This is a genomic window from Scytonema sp. PRP1, from assembly GCF_036697665.2.
Classification (GTDB): Bacteria; Cyanobacteriota; Cyanobacteriia; order Cyanobacteriales; family Nostocaceae; genus Kalymmatonema; species Kalymmatonema gypsitolerans.
The window spans coordinates 14549-33798 of record NZ_JBAHYJ020000079.1 but is presented as its reverse complement, the minus strand read 5'-3'; the positions used below and the strand labels follow the sequence as shown (position 1 = coordinate 33798).

The 19250-nt window shown below is 43.2% G+C and carries 2 protein-coding genes and 2 pseudogenes; 1 reads left to right on the top strand and 3 read right to left on the bottom strand.

Annotated features, from left to right (window positions below; translation table 11 throughout):
* Positions 1-64: 64 nt before the first annotated feature.
* The 3 genes and pseudogenes from V5G28_RS17845 to V5G28_RS17830 all read right to left on the bottom strand — a co-directional run.
* Positions 65-3886: pseudogene (locus V5G28_RS17845) on the bottom strand (non-ribosomal peptide synthetase); the annotation flags it as partial.
* Positions 3886-8513 (bottom strand): annotated as a pseudogene (locus V5G28_RS36760) (SDR family NAD(P)-dependent oxidoreductase). The pseudogenes V5G28_RS17845 and V5G28_RS36760, both read right to left, overlap by 1 nt.
* 220 nt (positions 8514-8733) lie before the next feature.
* On the bottom strand, positions 8734-15354 hold the full coding sequence (locus V5G28_RS17830) for an amino acid adenylation domain-containing protein (protein ID WP_332994405.1): 6621 nt from the start codon (positions 15352-15354) through the stop codon (positions 8734-8736).
* A gap of 1225 nt (positions 15355-16579) precedes the next feature.
* Between V5G28_RS17830 and V5G28_RS17825 the strand changes: the two genes are divergently transcribed.
* Positions 16580-19240 carry a TonB-dependent siderophore receptor gene (locus tag V5G28_RS17825; RefSeq protein WP_332994403.1) on the top strand — a complete coding sequence of 887 codons (2661 nt, stop codon included), beginning with the start codon at positions 16580-16582 and terminating at the stop codon, positions 19238-19240.
* Positions 19241-19250: the final 10 nt, after the last annotated feature.

The window sequence follows — 19250 nt, the reverse complement described above, 5'->3', positions numbered from 1 at the left end:
TATTTGATGAGTTGTTGAGACCATTGCTGGTAAGAAGTACTTTTGGGGGAAGCTGAATAGCTTGACCGCTATTGAGCTGCTGATAGAGTGTTTGGAGATCCTCTACCAAAAACCGCATCGAAACCGCGTCAATTACTAGGTGATGGGCAACTATTAATAGGAGGTCTGACTTTTGGGAACCAAGTTCAAAGAGAACAACCCCTATCAGTGGTTCTTGGGACAAGTTGAAGCTAGCCAGTAACTCTGCTGCCGTTGCATTGATCGCTTGTTGGCGATCGCTCGTTGGTACGTGCGATAAATTAATTCGCTCAAAAGCGAGCGCCGCCCCAGGACTGGCGTTATACTGCTCCCAGCCAGAAACATTTCGTTCAAAGCGCAGGCGGAGTGCATCGTGATACAGCAGTAAATGTTGGAAAGCTGCTTCCAGCACACAGACATCTACTTTTTGCCGCACCTCCAGCAGCCACGTCAAGTTCCAGGGATAAGAGTTTGGCAGATCCTGCTCGAATAAAAAGTGCTGGATGGGGGTGAGGGGAACCAAACCCGTTACAGGTTCCTGTTCGGTGCAGACTGCCGTCGCCGTGCTAGCTACTGCTGCTACTTCAACAATAGTTGGATACCCAAACATCTGTCTGGGTGTTAGTTGAATACCTGCTTGCTTGGCACGAGCGATCGTCTGCATAATGAGAATCGAATCTCCACCCAAGGCAAAGAAGTTGTCGTTAATGCCTACAGGTTTGACAGCAAGTACCTCAGCCCAAATTTCCGTTAGTATCTTCTCTATGGGAGTGCGAGGTGGCACATATTCAGTACGGCTACGCGCTGACGTGAGAGTAGGAATTCCTACCTCAAATTCGCTGTTGACTTGCTCAGGTGCTGGTAATGCCCGCCGATCCACTTTGCCGTTAGCTGTCAGTGGCAGGGCATCCAACACCATGAACGCAAAAGGCACCATATACTCAGGCAGTTTCTCGCTCAAGAAGTGGCGCAGTTCATCAACGGTAGGGGCTGGCTTTTGCACGGGGACTACATACGCCACCAAACGCTTATTGCTTTGCTGTTGATCTGCCATAACGACAGCTTGATGCACAGCCGGATGCTGCACCAAAGCCGCCTCAATTTCTCCTAACTCAATGCGGTATCCGCCGACTTTAACCTGGTAATCTTCCCGTCCTAAAAACTCAATTTGACCGTTTGGTAAATAGCAACCTAAGTCCCCTGTACGGTACAAGCGACTACCAGTAACGGGATGAGTGATAAAGTTGGCAGCAGTCTTTTGCTCATCCCGCCAGTAACCTTTTGCTAAACCAATTCCCCCAATATATAGCTGTCCCGGCACCCATACAGGACAAGGTTCTAGTGCCTCATTCAAGACGTAAAATTGCTGGTTGGTCATCGGACAACCGTAGGGGATGCTTTTCCAGCTTGGGTCGATAGTTTCAATCGGGTAAAGAATTGACCAGATTGAAGCTTCGGTAGCACCTCCTAGACTGATGACTTGAGCATTTCTAGCTATAGCTTTAATTCGAGAAGTCAGAGGTAATGGCAACCAGTCTCCACTTAGAAGCACTAGGCGTAAAGAGGTCAGGGAAAATTCTGGTCGCACATTGGCATATTCCACTAACATCTGCATTAAGGCGGGTACTGAGTTCCAAACAGTAATTTGCTCGTGTGCGATCGCATCCAACCAATGAGATGGGTCTTTAGCCGCATTCGCTTGGGGAATGACAATTGTTGCCCCAGCAGCTAAAGTACCGAAAATGTCGTAGACCGACAAGTCAAAACTGAGGGAGGAAAGCGCGAATACTCGGTCAGATGAGTTAACATCAAAACGTTTATTGATATCGAGGATGGTATTAACTGCACCGCGATGGTCTATCATCACTCCTTTAGGCATCCCGGTAGAACCAGAAGTGTAGATAACATAGGCTAAATCTTCGGGTTGCTGTACCGGATGCAAAGGCTGGTGTTTTTCAGATAGCAGTTCTTTTATGTCTACATAAATTCGCTTTACAAAAGAAGGTAACTCTAAGGTTTGATTCAGTTTTAATTGGGTTAAAACTAAGCTGACTTGTGCTTGTTGTAGTAAATGCGTAAGCCGCTGATTAGGCAATCCTGGGTCGATGGGTACGTAGGCAGCACCAGCAGCTAAGATGCCCAAAACAGCTACGACTTGCTCCCATCCTTTCTCCATAACGACAGCCACCAGAGTGTTTGGCTTTGCACCCAAGTGCCGCAGTCGGTGTCCCAATGCCTGTGAAAGGCTATGCAACTCTTGGTAAGTCAAGGTGCGCTTTGGTGCAATAATGGCGGCATGATGGGGATGCTGTTTTACCTGAGCCTCAAATAAAGTGTGTAGCAGCAAATCTGGTACTGGTAGCGTGGTGCTATTGATAGCTTCAAAAAGCTCAATTTGGGCATTTGGTAACAGTTGCCGTCTGGTTTTCAACCAAACCGATTCATCATTAGCCAAACGAAACAGAAAACCACAATAAGCTTCAAACATATCAGAAAGAAGCCCACCGGGGAAAAGTTCCTCGACAGCATCCCAGTTAAAAACTAAAGTTTCTTCTTCCTCATAAACTTGATGATCTAGCAAAACTTGAGGTGTCTGGGTGATGCTGTAAACTACCGAGCCAAATGGGGCGAATGGGTCAGTATTCTGTCCGGCTTCTGTTAAAGTAAGGGTGCTGGTAAATACGACTGGCATCAGAGCTTTTGACTCCTGAGTTTGGATGCGAGCCAATTCTCGCAACACCTGCACTCCGTCAAAGTAGCGATGATCTAAATCTTCCCAAAGTTGCTCTTGTATGTTTCGAGCATGGGTTTCAAACGAATCTAAAGTTGAGTTGTCTATGGCAAGTAAGCTTAATGAGGTGAAGTCACCAACAATTTCGTTGATTTGGGGATGTAGGGGTAGGCGATTAAATAGCGTTAGGTTGATGGTAAATCGGGGACATTTGCTCCAGACACTCAGAACTTCGGCAAAAGCAGCTAATAGCACTCCTGATGGCGTTAAACCTGCTTGATTTGCTCGTGTTTTCAGTTGTTGCCAGATTTCTGGTTGTAGCGTTGCACTCCGACGCACAAACCGAGGGGAATGTAGCAAGCTGGGATGTTTTGCCAAAGGTAATTCGGGTGCGGGTGGTAGGGTATGAATTCGCCTCAGCCAATAGTCCCGCGATCGCTCATACTCGCAAGAACCTTGCAGCGCGACACAAGCGAGAACATAATCTCGGAACGATACCGCGATCGCACCTAGAGGAGCATCGGCATCTTGGTAAAGTTCCCAAAGTTCTTGCAATAGAACTTGCAGACTCCAGTCATCACCAATTAACAAGTCGAAGCTGATATGTTGCCGAATGCACCGTTCATTTAATATAGAAACACGAATGTCAAATAAAGGCCATTGATCGGTTGGCAGTATTTGATGAGACATTTTCTGGCGAGTCGCTTCTAATTGCGAAGCTGCTACCTCTGGACTTTCTTTGCGTAGATCCAACACTTGAATTTCATAAGGTGGTACAGAGTCCAGAATTTGCTGTTCTCCAGAAGGTAAGACAATCGCTCGCAGCATTTCGTGACGTTCGATTAACCGCTGCCAAGCTTTTTCATATCTTTCTAAATCTAAATTGATGCTTTCAATTTCCCAGTAAGCATGAGCTGCTACATTGCCCAATTCCAGCGCTTCACTGCGACCGATCCAGTAAGCTTGTTGAATGTTAGTAAGTGGGAAAGGTTGGTGCCGTTTTTCTGGATCGGACACTATGAGAGGAAGTGGTTGCGTTTGCGAAAGTTCTATTCCTTCCTCTTCAAGTAAATATGCCAGAAGATCGCGCTCTTCGGTAGAAAGTTCAGTTCCGTCTGCAAAGCTTTTGATATTCATTAAACTCTAGCTCCTCTTTTCTTCTCCTGAAGCGTCTGTCTGATGTCTTGAGCAGACATATTCTTGAGCCTTTTTAAAGCTTTAGCAATCTTTTCGGTTTGTCCTGGCTTTGGTTCGTTAATGATAATGGCGTGTGACAAATCTGCCACATTGGTTGCTTTAAAAAGAGTACGCAGAGGTAGTTCTACCTGAAAGGTGTCGCGCAACCTAGAAACTAACGGCAAGGCAAGCAAAGAGTCTCCTCCTAGTTCAAAAAAGTTGTCGTGGATGCCTATTTGTTTGATACCAAGCAATTTTTCCCAAATCTCAGTAACAGTTTCCTCAACCTCGTTTCTCGGAGCGACGTAGGAATTTGATAAACTCGGTCTAGGATGGCTCGACGATGAATTTAGTTCTTTGGAATCTTCAATTTTTTGTAAAACTTTAAAATTAATCCATTGGTCAATCCTAGCTTTTAAATCTCCTGTGGAAATGACAATTTGAGTGGGCGCATTTATGGCTAAAATACGTTGTAAAACCTCTACTCCTTCTGCAAGTGTCATAGTTAATTCAGCCATACTTGCTCCTAAAGCTGTTGTTGTTGGTTTTTCTTCTTTAAATTGCCAGTTGTCCCAATTTACATTCAGCCAAGGGAAAGAGTGGGTTTGGTTGCACTTATAAGCAAAAGCATCCACGAATATGTTGGCGGCAGAGTAGGCTACACAACCTAATCCTCCTAAAACAGATGATAGGGAAGATACCAATAGACAAAAATCAAGTTTTCTTCCCTGCAATTCTTGTTCTAATACTATAAGTCCGCGTCCTTTAGCCTGAAATTGCTGCTCGCACTCAGTTTTATCTGTTTCTTGGATGGAGCGAAATGACTTTTCTCTGACAATGCCTGCGGCGTGAATAACTCCATGAAAAAGACCAAATTGTTCGTATATCTGGGTAATGACTGCTTGCATTTGGCTGCGAGCGCCCACATCTGCGTTCTTGATCAAAACTTCGGCACCCAGTTTTTCAAGTGTTTGCAATTTCTCAATCTTGCGGCTGATTTCATCCTGAGAATCGTGAGTTTCCAGCCATTTTTCCCACTCGTCTTTTTTGGGAAAAGGCGATCGCCCAACCAATATTAGTTTGGCTTGCACGGTTTTTGCGAGATGTTCGGCAAGCACCAGACCAAGACCTCCCAACCCACCCGTGATAAGATAGACTCCACCTTGGCGCAACCTTATTTTGCTTCCAGCTTTATCATCCAGTCGTATTGGTTCAAAAGTTTGCACCCATCGATGATTTCCACGGTAAGCAACAACTAAGTCAGACTGCTCTGCTGCTGTAAATTCGGCTATGAGTTGATTTATTAGCTTATTGTCCTGGGAAGTTTTGATTTCAGGAAGTACGATATCAATGCTGCGGCAAGTTATATTGCTGTATTCTTGAGGAATAACCTTGCACGCACCTAAGACAGTCGCCTTTTCTGGACAAAGTACCTCTTCTTCAGTCACTCCCTGCATATTTGCTGACACAACTTTGATTTGCAAAGAATCGGTAAGATTTCTATCTTTAAATGCTTGCACAAGATAAAGTAGACTGTAAAAACCGAGTTCCTGAGAGCTTTCAAAAAATTCAATTTCAGATTGTTTCTGCTGAGGCGGTTGAATGCTCCACAAGTGTGCAACTATTTGGGGAATTTGACTTAATGTGCAAAGTTCTTTTATTAAGCGATCGTAGTGCTGGCGCGAGCGCGGATTGATAGTATAGACACCATCGTCAACTTTGCGAAACTCCTCCCCAATCATCACTTTGATAACAGTTTGCTTTTCTTGTTCCAAAAGTTTGGCAATTTGCTCTCCCAAACCGCATTCATCCACAAATATCAACCAGCAACGTTTTACGCTTTCTAATTCTCCCGGTTGAAATAATTTAGGTACAATGGAACGTTTCCATGATGGAATGTAAAACCAGTCGGAAATGTCAGGCTTTTTGCTTAATGATACTGAGCTATTAGTTTCAGTGTCAGATAACTTTTTCGGTTCAATCCAATAACGCTGACCTTCAAATGGATAAGTTGGTAAGGGTAAGCGATGACGTTTTTGGTAGACGTAAAATTTCGAGCAATCTATTAGCCTACCCTCAAGCCAAAGTCTGCCTAATGTATTTAATAAAAATGCTACATCTGACTGTTCTTCTTTGGGATGTCGCAACGAAGAAAGCACAATTTGTCCGGTTATCTGTCCTTGATGCTGTTTTGCTAAAGTGCTTAATGTTCGACCTGGTCCAACTTCTAATAAAATTCGTTCTGATTTCAACAACTCCTGTATTCCAGAAGAAAACTGTACCGTGTGGCGCAAATGTTTCGCCCAATAACTGGAATTTGTTGCTTCTGCTGCTGATATCCAAGTGCCAGTAAGATTGGACAAAAAGGGAATTTCGGGGGGCTCAGCTTAACTTTTTTTACCAGTTCGGTGAATGGATCTAAAATAGAATCCATCACAGAAGAATGAAAAGCATGGGAGGTATGTAAGCGACTTAATTCCAAACTTTTCGCCGCCAACTCATCCTCTAGTTGGGCGATCGCTTCTACTGTACCAGAAACAACACATCGAGATGGTGCGTTAATTGCCGCCAAGGAAAGCCCTTCTTTTAAAAAAGGTTGTACTTCTACTGCCGATAAGGAAACAGAAAGCATCGATCCAGCAGGCAATTCCTGCATCAATTTTCCTCTAGCTGCCACTAACGCCAAGGCATCTTCTAAACAAAAGACACCAGCGAGACAAGCAGCTACATATTCTCCAATGCTGTGACCGATCGCAGCTTGAGGTTGCACTCCCCACGACATCCACAACTTAGCCAAAGCGTATTCAATGACAAATAATGCTGGTTGTGCAATCGCCGTCTGTTTTAGTTGCTGTGTTGCCTTATCCATATTTGACTCGTCTGGATACAGCACTTGCCGCAAATCTAAATTTAGATGAGGTTGTAGCAGTTGACAGCAGCACTCGACTTCCTCTCGAAAAGTTGGCTCAGTTTCGTAGAGTTCCCGCGCCATATTTACATATTGCGCTCCTTGACCGGGAAACATAAATACAATTGGTCTTTCGCTTGGCTTTTGCGAGTGATAGGATTGCTGCAAATTCAAATTTGAGAGTGCATTTACGGCATCTTCAACGTTTTGGCACACCAACATCCGGCGATAATTGAAAACGCTGCGACCCACTTGTAATGTGTAAGCTGCATCGGCAAGATTAATATCAGGATGCTGTTTAAAGTGTGCAGCTAAATTTGCAGTAGCAGTATCCAAAGCTGTTGGAGTTTTGGCAGAAAGTAACAATAATTGATACTTTCTGCCCTGCACCTCTGCACCGCTAGAATTATGTTCAAGAGGCGCTTCCTCCAAAACTATATGAGTGTTAGTTCCCCCGAAGCCAAAGGAACTAATACCTGCACGACGGGGAGTGCCGTTTGCTTTCCATTCAGATAAAGAAGTGTTGACGTAAAATGGGCTGTTGGCGAAATCTATTTGAGGATTTGGCTTCTCGAAATGCAGGGTGGGTGGTAGTAATTTATGTTTGAGAGATAAAACAGTTTTAATTAAACCAGCGATACCAGCAGCCGCATCTAAATGTCCGATATTAGTTTTAACAGAACCGATAGCACAGTAGGGTTTTTTATTAGGATTGGTGGGAAAAATTTTGGAAAGAGCAGCAATTTCAATTGGATCGCCTAAGGGAGTTCCGGTTCCGTGAGCTTCGATATAGCTAATAGTTTCGGGTTCCACTCCTGCCACAGACAAAGCTTCTGCGATCGCTTTTGCCTGTCCGTCAACGCTGGGTGCTGTGTAACCAACTTTGGCAGATCCGTCATTATTGATGGCAGAACCTTTGATGACCGCATGAATGCGATCGCCATCTGCAAGAGCATCTTGCAATCGCTTCAAAACAACAATTCCTAATCCATTACCGCCAACAGTTCCTTGTGCTTGAGCATCAAATGCGCGGCAATGTCCGTCTGGGGAAACAGCTCCTCCTTCTTGATAAAGATAACCGAGTTTTTGCGGAACTTTAATTGAAACTCCACCAGCCAAAGCCATATCGCATTGATAATCGAGTAAGCTTTGACAAGCCAAGTTTACAGCAACTAATGAAGTAGAACAGGCAGTTTGAACGCAAATACTAGGACCGTTAAGGTTTAATTTGTAAGAAACGCGGGTAGCTAGATAATCTTTATCGTTACCAATCAAAACTTCAACAAATTCTGAAGGCTTTCCCAGTTTCCATTGTGATGCCAAGTTGAGTAATGAATAAGTGTTAATCCCTGAACCAGCGTAAACACCAATTGCCCCTTGATAATTTTCAGGAGTATAGCCAGCATTTTCCAAAGCCTCCCAAGCGCACTCCAAAAAGATCCGCTGTTGGGGATCTATAATTTCAGCTTCTTTGGGAGTTATCCTAAAGAATTGAGCATCGAATAGATCTACATCTTCTAAGATGTATCCTGCTTTGACAAACTGAGGATTTTTTACAATGGCGGGGTCTATATTTTCCTCCATCTCCTCAGAAGAAAAGACTGAAATTGATTGTATGCCGTTTTTTAGGTTATGCCAAAATGTTTCAATATTTTTGGCTTTGGGAAAACGACCTGCCATGCCAATAATGGCTATTCCGGTCAAATCTATTTCTTCTTGATTTATCACGGCTTTTCTCCGATTTCTTGAAAAATCTATACGATTTGGGCGAAGGAATACGGTGGTTCGATTGATTTATGAAGGGTTTTAAGTAAATTAACCGCAGAGACGCCGAGGACGCAGAGATAAGAGAGGTAGAAGTTCACAAATTATTTAGAATTGATATTTTCTTTTTCAACAGTTACAGAGTACTCAACTTCTTCTTGCTACTTCGTTGTTTTTGTAAAGCCGCTTCTTTTCGCTTTTGCCCTCGGTCGTAACCTTCTTTGAAAACAGTATTTCTCGTTTCTTTTTGACTTAAAGCTTGTGCTAAAGCGCTAACTGTTGGATGTTCAAACATTGTGACTACTGGAAATTCCGTTTCCAGTTTTTCTTGCAGCTTGTTATAAATTTGAATTGCCTTTAAAGAATTTCCGCCCAACTCGAAGAAGTTATGGTGAATATCCACAGCACTTTGTAAGTTAAGTATTTGAGTCCAAATGCCAGCAATTATTTGCTCCAGTGTATTTCGAGGAGCTACAAAAGCTTTGTTTGGATTTAGTTTGATTGGACTCAGTTTGGCAAGAGCTTGCCTATCTACCTTTCCGTTAGAATTTAGCGGTAAAGTATTAAGGGATATATAGACAGAAGGAACCATATACTCAGGTAGCTTTTTCTGAAGAAAATTCCGCAATTCATCTTGCTTCAACCGCTTTTCAGAAAAAGGTTGTCGAGCAATTATTAAATGTTGCCCAAACAAATCATTAAGGGAACCGGATTGTGGGAAGGCAAGAAAGTCTTCAAAGGCATTCAATTGTAAAATATTTTGCCATTGCTTTACTGATAAAGTAGGTAAGTTTTCTTGCGTTCTTTCATCTTCATAATTGCTGAAGCCTTTGACAAATCCCATAGTCGTCATGGCTGAACGACTGTACTCTGTTAACTCAACTAATAAAAGTAAACCTTGGGGAGCTAAAAGAGAGCGGATATAGGACAAAGTTGTTCCTAAGTTGCGGGCGACGTGCAAAACATTGGCGGCTACAATCAAATCAAAACTTTGCAATTCATAGCCTTGCTCTTGCGGGTTTTGGTCGATATCTAGTCGCTTGTATTCAACAAAGGAATATTCTCTGAATTTTTTCTTAGCCAAATTACTGAAAAATGGAGAAACATCAGTGTAAGTGTAAAGTGTGCGATCGCCTGGCAAGACTGGCAGCAGCGATGCGGTTGTGCCACCTATGCCTGCCCCAATTTCCAGAATTCTTAGTGGTTTTCCCGGAGGCAATGTTTTTACCAAAGACCTCACGATTTCCCTGGCAAGACTGTTGAAATAGGCAGCAGTAGGAAAGGATTGATACAGACTTTCTACCGTATCTAAAGAACCGTCAGGAAATAATAAATCCAGCGGGTCTATTTGTCCTTTTAGCAGTGCCAAATGATTATCGAGATGACGCTCGATATAATTCAGAAAATTCTGCCCTTGAGGAATCGAGTTGGCATATTGTTTAACCTCGTTCCAAATAGTATTTAGAGAATCGGTTTGTAAGGGAATATGGTTGACAAAAGTATCTTGTCCTTCTCTCTGCAATAGCTTTTCTTTTTCCAGGACGCTTAACCACTGCCCTAATAGTTTTCGATAGTGAGGCTGAATCTGACACCGATTCATTAAACTATCTAGAGAATGCTTTTCTTGGGGGTGGATATAAACACCCAAACTGGTTAAGGTAGAACGTATATAGGCAGTACTCAAACGCTCTATAGCTTGCAAAAAAGCTGATAGAGTTTGAATATTGACTCCTTCTGGTTCTTTTTCAGCTTGTTGAGAACCTGAATTCACCAGAGATTTCCAAACTTGTTGAATCTCTGAAAAATTTGTACCTTCCACTTCAAAAAGGGTGAATCCTTGTTCTCGATCTGGAAGTACATAAGCTACTAGCTGCTTATTGTTTTGCTGTTCGCCAACTGCCGCGACGACAGCTTGATGTACTGCCGGATGTTCCATTAAAGCAGCTTCAATTTCTTTTAATTCGATGCGATATCCACCAATTTTGACCTGGTAATCTTCTCGCCCAATGAACGAAATGTTGCCATCTGGTAAGTAGTAACCGAGGTCGCCAGTGCGGTAAAGTTTTGCTTTAGTTACCGGATGAGTGATGAAGCTAGCAGCAGTCTTTTCTTCATCCCGCCAATAACCTTTAGCTAAACCAATTCCACCAATGTATAACTGTCCCGGCACCCATACTGGACACGGTTCCAAAGATTCGTTAAGTACATAGAATTGTTGGTTAAGCATCGGACGCCCGTAGGGAATACTTTTCCAAGACGGGTCTACACTTTCTATGGGGTAGAGAATCGACCAAATTGATGCTTCGGTAGCGCCTCCCAAACTGATAACTTGGACGTTTTTAGCTACGGTTTTAATTTGATCGGGTAAAGTCAATGGCACCCAATCTCCACTTAACAGAACTAAGCGCAAACAATCCAAAACTGAGATACGTCCTGAAGCATATTCCACCAACATCTGCATTAAGGCAGGTACTGAATTCCAAATTGTTACCCGCTGTTTTTCAATCAAATCCCACCAGATTGAGGGATCTTTAGAAGCCTCTGTTTTGGGAATGACAATTGTTGCCCCAGCAGCTAGAATGCCGAAAATGTCGTAAACTGACAAGTCAAAGCACAGAGAAGAAAGCGCCAAGACGCGATCGCACGGGTTAACACCAAAGCGCTGATTCATATCCAGGATGGTATTAACTGCACCGCGATGGTCTATCATCACCCCTTTAGGCATCCCGGTAGAACCAGAGGTGTAGATAACATAGGCTAAATCTTCGGGTTGCTGTACCGGATGCAAAGGCTGGTGTTTTTCAGATAGTGGTTCTGAGATGTCTACACAAATTCGCTTTAAAAAAGAAGGTAACTCTAAGGTTTGATTCAGTTTTAATTGGGTTAAAACTAAACTGACTTGTGCTTGTTCTAGTAAATGCGTCAACCGCTCATTCGGTAATGCTGGGTCGATGGGTACGTAGGCAGCACCAGCAGCTAAAATGCTTAAAACAGCTACCACTTGCTCCCATCCTTTTTCCATGACAATGGCTACCAAAGTATTGGGTTGTGTGCCTAATTGTCGTAAACGATAACCTAGCGCATTCGAGTATTCAAATAACTCTTGATAGGTGAAACTGCGGTCGGGTGCGACAATAGCCAAATGATGCGGACGCTGTTTGACCTGAGCCTCAAATAAAGTGTGTAGCAGTTGAGTTGACAGTGGTAGCGTGGTGCTATTGATAGCTTCAAAAAGCTCAATTTGGGCATTTGATAACAGTTGCCTTCTGGTTTCTACCCACGCTGACTCGTCAGTTGCCAAACGCTGCAAAAGATTACAATAAGCCGCAAACATATCGTCGAGAAGACCTGGGGGGAAGAGTTCTTCAACAGCATCCCAATTAAACATTAAAGTTCCAGCTTCCTCATAAACTTGATGGTCTAGCCACACTTGAGGCGTCTGGGTGATGCTGTGAACAACCTCTCCAAATCTTGCCAATGGATCGACATCTGTACTGGCTGTTGGTAAAGACAGTGTACTGGTAAATACAACTGGCATTAACGCTTTTGATTCCCATCTTTGTTGCTTTGTTAATTCCCGCAATACTTGAACTCCATCGAAGTAACGATGGTCTAAATCTAACCAAAGTTGCTGTTGTATTCGCTGGGCGCGAATTTCAAACGAATTCGGGTTAGAGTTGTCTACAGTCAGTAAGCTTAATGTGGTGAAGTCGCCAACAATTTCGTTGATTTGGGGATGCAGCGGTAGACGATTAAATAAAGTGAGATTAATCGTAAACCGAGGATTTTTACTCCAAGTAGTTAGAACTTCAGCAAAGGCTGCTAAAAGCACTCCTGAAGGAGTTAAGCCTATTTGAGAAGCGCGTGTTTTCAGTTGTTGCCAAAAGAGGGGTTCTAGCTTTGCACTCTGGCGCACAAACCGGGGATGAGTGATGGCGCTTTTCTCCCGCTTCTGTAGGGGTAATTCGGGTGCGGGTGGTAAAGATGGTAATCTGTTGAGCCAATACTCTTTGGAACGTTGGTAATGCAAGGAATTTTGCAGCGCCAGACAAGTATTGACGTAATCTCGGAATGATACAGATAGTGGAGGCAAGGAAGTATCGAGATTTTGATAAAGTTCAGAAAGTTCCTTGCCAAGAATCTGAAAACTCCAGTAGTCACCAATTAACAAATCAAAGCTGATGTGCAGTCGAATGCGTCTGTCATCCAAAACAGAAGCGCGAATTTCAAACAAGGGCCAAGTGTCAGTAGGCAACAGTTGATGCGACATCTCTTGGCGAATAGTCTCTAATTTAGAAGCGACTACCTCTGGAATTTCTCCACGCAGATCCAAGACTTGAATTTGATAAGGTGGTACAGAGTCCAGAATTTGCTGTTCTCCAGAAGGTAAGACAATCGCTCGCAGCATTTCATGACGTTCGATTAATCGCTGCCAAGCTTTATTGTACCGTTCCAAGTCTAAATCAACGCTTTCGGTCTCTAAATAAAAGTGAGCTGCCACGTTACCCAGTTCAAACATCTTACTGCGACCGATCCAGTAAGCTTGTTGAACATCAGTGAGTGGGAAAGGTTGATACCGCTGGTTTTCATTAGAAGCGATCGCAAATAATATACTGACATTTGTACTATCGTTAGTACTGACAGTTTTCTGCTTAACTGCATTTTGTTCAATCCAAGCTGCCAAACTATCAACGGTGGGTAATTCCAACAGGCGTTGCAAAGTTAGTTCCACACCAAAGGCATCATGTACTTGGAGCAGCAGTTCCGTTGCTAGTAGCGAGTGTCCTCCTAACTCAAAGAAATTATCGTGAATGCCAACCCGTTCAATGCCAAGAACTTGTGCCCAAATTTCGGCTAACACTTTCTCTGACTCAGAGCGAGGTGCTACGAAAGCTTTCGCCAAATGCGATCGCGTAAAATCGGGAACAGGCAATGCAAGGCGATCCACCTTGCCGTTGGGAGTTAAAGGCAGTGCCTCAAGGAATACAAAAGCTGAAGGCACCATGTAGTCCGGTAGCTTTTCGCTCAAAAAGTGACGCAATTCACTGATACTAAGCTCTGATGACACCAAATATGCCACCAAGCGTTGTTCACCAGAGACATCCTTTTGAGCCAAAACTACCACTTCTTGCACGTAGGGATGTTTTGCAAGAATAGCTTCAATTTCCCCTACTTCGATACGAAAACCGCGTATCTTTACCTGTTGGTCAATGCGACCTAAAAACTCAATGTTTCCCTCTGGAAGATACTGCGCCAAATCTCCAGTTTTATAAAGTCTGGGGACTGGGTAATGGTGATTGGTGATTGGTGATTGGGGTATTGGTAGTTCTCTCCATTTCCTCATCTCAGACAAAGGGTTTGATATGAACTTTTCAGCAGTTAATTCTGGTCTGTTAAGGTAGCCTCTAGCCACGCCTGCTCCGCCTATGTATAATTCACCCGGTACTCCAACAGGTACAGGATTTAACTGCTCATCTAGTAGATAAATTTGAGTATTGGCGATTGCGCGACCGATAGGAATTGAACTCTTCAACTCATCGCTTTGACAACGATATACGCTACTCCAAACAGTTGCCTCTGTCGGTCCATATTCGTTAAATAAAGTTGTTTGCGGAAGTATTTGATAATGGCGATCGACTAACTCTCTCGAACAAGGTTCTCCCGCTACAATAACGGTACGCAGGGAAACAAGCTCCTGTAACGACCCATGAGTTAGTAAGGCTTTGTAGAGAGAAGGAACGCTTAACCAATGGGTTATTTGATATTGAGATATTAGCTTTGTTAACTGCAAGATGTCTTTGTGCAAACCCTCTTTAGGGAGTACAAGAGTTCCACCAAAGCAGAGCGTCCAGAAGATGACTGCAACTGAACTATCAAAGGCAAAGGATGAAACCAACAGGAAATTTTTAACAGGTTCTTGGTAATAGAAAGTACGAGCAACAGTCGAATAAACTAAGTTGTTATGCGTTACCATGACTCCCTTGGGTCTACCCGTGGAGCCTGAAGTATAAATCGTATAAGCTAAGTTTTCTGAACTAACTGCACTGAGAGGGTTTTCGTTGCTCTCGTGTACCATAACGCCGCAGTCTGAGTCCAGACACACTACCTTAGCTTTATGTGCAGGAAGTTCTGCAACTAGCTGCGCCTGAGTCAGCAGTATCGGTACACAGGCATCTTCCAACATAAAAGCTAAACGCTCTTTTGGATATGTTGGATCTAGAGGTACGTAAGCTCCACCCGCTTTGAGAATACCCAGCAGTCCTACAATCATCTCTAGAGAACGCTCTACGCAGATACCAACCAGTGTTTCTGCCCCTACTCCCTGCCTTTGCAAGTAGTGTGCTAGTTGATTAGCGCATTGATTCAACTCTCGATAGGATAAAGACGTGATAACCCTTGTCTCTACGTCTTCAAAGATAACCGCAACAGCTTCCGGTGTCCGTTCTACCTGAGCCTCAAATAGCTGATGAATACACGAATTTTGTGCGTAATTAACCTGAGTGTCATTCTGCTGTTTGAGTACGTGCATTGCTAGCTGGGCAAGGTTAAAATCTGGTGGAAAGTCAGCGAGAGATACAATGACTCCAAGGTCAGTCTCAATGCAGTTTTTTAGCTCGACTCGGCTCAAGGAATCGAGTCCCAAACTGTTTAAAGGTTGCTGAAGATCCACTTGAGATAAAGCAATTTTCAGCATTTTAGCCACCTGCGCTTGCAGATAAGACTCCAGCAGAATCTGGCGCTCTTCTAGTTCAATCATGAGAAAAGCTTTACAGTAAATTTATTTTTTTTAAGCAGAAAATTTTAGCTTTGTGTCTTGTAAATTCGGATTTTGAAACAGTAATCCAGTGATATCATTTTACAATGAGGCTGCATAGAATAGAAAATCACTTGCATTGTGATTACCCTTGATTGATAACCATCTTAAAGCTTTAACATTCTGTGCAAGCTCAATGTAATTTGATATGAGGCAATTGCTTTTATTTGCGCCGTAGGTATTGGTTACTCTAAAGTCGAACTTTTTTAGACTTATGGTGTTGAGAATGCCTCCCTGTTAGTTAGCGCGGGCATTACCTGAAAACTTGGTACCAATATATTACTTTACAATTTTTTAGCTCAAAAAACTTAGCAAATCCAAAAACTTGGTTGGGCGATCGCTTCGATAGATTTTTTGCAGCAAGTTGTAAATTGCTTCATCTCTAATTTGAATCGGCATACTTATTTCCTCACTCTGAGGTTTAGCTTGCTGTTAGCCAAAGTCATAATATCACCATATCACCTGTCTTACAATTTACAAGTCCTAAACCAAACAATAATTTGTAGAATTTTTTACTTTCAAACCGCAGCATCCCTTCTCGACATCTTTCTTAATAGGTCTCTATTCCTTTTTCACCAAAGCTTTTCAGGCTCAAGTCGCTTTTTTCTCATTAATTCTCTCATTAAAATTTACTATATTTTCTTAACTCATTGATAATGATTTTCAAATTTGGCAGGGCAATATTTGATTGTAACTGGGATACTGTAAAGCTTGTTGTATTGCCTTATAAAAAAGATTGCATTGAGCAAATGTGAAATGGTATTATTTGTACTTTTTCCGTTCTAACTTAGCGCATCGCCAGCGTTCGACAGCAAAGTTTTCTGTACATTGCAATGCCCCTATAGGGCATAGTAAGAAAAATATTTTTTGCTCGCTCTCATTTAAGTTTGACAACTTGTCGTTTGACACCGTTGCTGCAAATATAAATAATTTATAAAAGAGTCATTTTATAACAACTGAATAATTCTGCTTCGGATTTAGTCCTGAAGTTCTACTTGCCTAAAGTTAGTTTTCAAATTCTCTATCTTTTATTAAGAAGTATTATTATTATCAAAAAATGTGATATTTACTTAGTAACAAAAAAAGCATTCTAGCTGCTAAGGCTTGCCAAATCCTTTTGGTAGTTGGAAATTCATTGCTGTTGAAACTACTTAGGTGTAAGGAATTTATGAATCAACTGTATCTACTGAGGAATTTAGGACTAGCTGTGGTCATAGCAGTGATTGTCAATCAGGAAGCTTTGGCAGGAGCTAACACCACGAAAACAAGTCATACAGCAAAAATAGTCCCTATTACAAAGATTCCCCAACTTAAGGACATCGAGCGTCCTTACACCAACGTTAAGGAGTGGCTGGCGCAGCAAGAGCAATCGAGTCAGATTATTCAAGTAACAGGGGTCAGGCTGAATCAAACACAAAGTGGCTTGGAAATCATCTTAAAAACATCTGCTACATCTGACAAGCTGCAAACTTCACTCAAAAGTGAAGGTAATACCCTGACTGCTGTGATCACCAATGCTCAATTACAACTAACTAGTGGTAATTCTTTGCGTTCTGAAAAACCTATTGCGGGAATTACGTTACAAGTCACAAATCAGAATCCTAATACTGTCCAAGTGACAGTGACAGGTGAAGAGGGATTACCAAAAGTCGAGGTGTTTGACAGCGATGAAGGTCTCATTTTTGCGGTGACACCAGCTGTATCCTCAGCTGTGAAGCCTACCCCTAGCCCTTCCCCGCCTACGACACCCCAGCCCACAGGCGAGGAGAGATCACCATTACCTGGTAGTGAAACACAGCCTGCAAAACCATCAGCTTCTGGTGAAGAACCCATTGAGCTAGTAGTGACAGGTGAGCAAGAGGAGGGATATCGGGTTCAAGAGTCAACAACCGGAACCAAGCTACCTGTTTCGCAACGCGACTTGCCGCTGTCAGTACAGGTAGTACCCCAAGCCGTGATTCGCGATCGCGGGCTGACTCGTTTGGAAGAGTTCACTGAAAATATCAGCGGTGTGACTCGGTTCCCTGGCTTTCCGTTTGCGCCCGGATACCGGGTGCGAGGCTTCGGGGAAAGTTACCAACAACTCCGCAATGGTTTTCCAGACTCGGCTTTTATCAATCCCCACGGCTTTGCGAATGTCGAACGGGTGGAAGTCCTCAAAGGACCAGCTTCGACACTTTATGGGGGCAATTTCGCCTTTGGTGGTGTTGTAAACACAATCACAAAGAAGCCTTTAGATCAACCGTTCTACCAAGCGAATTTTACGGTTGGGAATTATGATTTTTTTCGTCCAACATTTGATATAGGAGGTCCTCTCACCGCAAATGGTTCTCTCACTTACCGTTTGAATGCTTCCTACGAATCCGCAAACAGCTTTCGCGATTTTGTCTTTAACGAAGACTATTTCATTGCGCCAGCTTTTACCTGGCGCATGAGTCCGCGAACAACGTTAACAGTAGAGTACGAATATTTCAAAATTTCTAATAACATTTTTGGTGCTAACTTTCCACCAGAGGCAGAGTTTTTGCGAGTGCCTATCAGCAGGTATCTTAGTGAACCAGACTTGGGACCCACTACGGGAACAACACACTGGGGATATTACGACTTTGAACATCGCTTTAGTGATAATTGGAGATTTCGGCAGGGGTTTAGCGTACTCGTTGCCGATCTCAATATTGGATCTGAACGATTAGCTAGCACTGCGCTAGAACCAGATCGGCGAACGCTCAACCGTGAATCCGTTAAGGGACCGCAGAACAATCAACTCTACACGCTGCAAAACGAAGTCATTGGCAAGTTCAATACAGGCTCCGTGCGACACAATCTTCTGTTTGGTGTGGAATTAAGTCGATTTGTCTATCCCTATACTCGCAGAACCGCGCCTCTAGGTTCCATCGATATCTTTAATCCTGTTTACGGTGCCCGACCGGGAAGTTACACTGTGCAGGACTCTGCGGAATTTGGCAACGATAGTCTCGGAATTTACATACAAGACTTGGTTGAGCTTGCCTCAAATCTCAAGGTGCTAGGTGGCATTCGCTTTGACTCCGTCTATTCCTTCAATGAAAATAGACTAACAAATGACTTGACAGAACAATCGGATACAAAATTCTCTCCCCGCGTGGGCATTGTCTACCAGCCAACAGATTCTACTTCTGTCTATTTCAACTATGCACAAGCCTTCAGTCCCAACACTGGTTACATCACCCGGACGGGAGAATTATTAGAACCGCAGACTGGAGAGCAGTTTGAGTTTGGACTTAAACAAGATTTCTTCGAGAATCGAGTTTCAGCAACTCTGGCGTTTTACCAGATTACCAGACAGAATGTGCCAACAGCTGACCCTGACCCGGAATTTCGAGACTTTTTCAGTGTTGCGACGGGCGAACAACGTAGTCGTGGAGTTGAATTGGATATTGCCGGAGAAATTTTGCCAGGATGGAATATCATCGCTAGCTATGCTTACACGGATGCAGAAGTCACAAAGGATACTGACCCTGAGAAAGTTAGCGATCGCCTACCTGGTGTTCCATATCATAGTGCCAGTTTGTGGACAACCTACGAGCTGCAAAGTGGAAGTTTGCAGGGGTTGGGATTTGGCTTGGGGCTGACATATGCACAAGATGCTGAGGTCATACTACCCAATAGCTTCAAAATTCCCTCTTACCTTAAAGCAGATGCAGCTCTGTTTTACCGTCAAGATAACTTTAGATTCGGGCTAAATTTAAAAAATCTCTTTAGCACAAGATATTATGACGTTGATAACGGCTTTGCGTTGATTCCTGGAGCACCTTTGACAGTGTTGGGAACGGTGTCTATTAATTTCTAATTCGAGTGTG

Excerpts from the sequence above, each read along its gene's own strand:
- V5G28_RS17830 (WP_332994405.1), bottom strand. The coding sequence starts at position 15,354 with ATGATTGAACTAGAAGAGCGCCAGATTCTGCTGGAGTCTTATCTGCAA.
- V5G28_RS17825 (WP_332994403.1), top strand. The coding sequence starts at position 16,580 with ATGAATCAACTGTATCTACTGAGGAATTTAGGACTAGCTGTGGTCATA.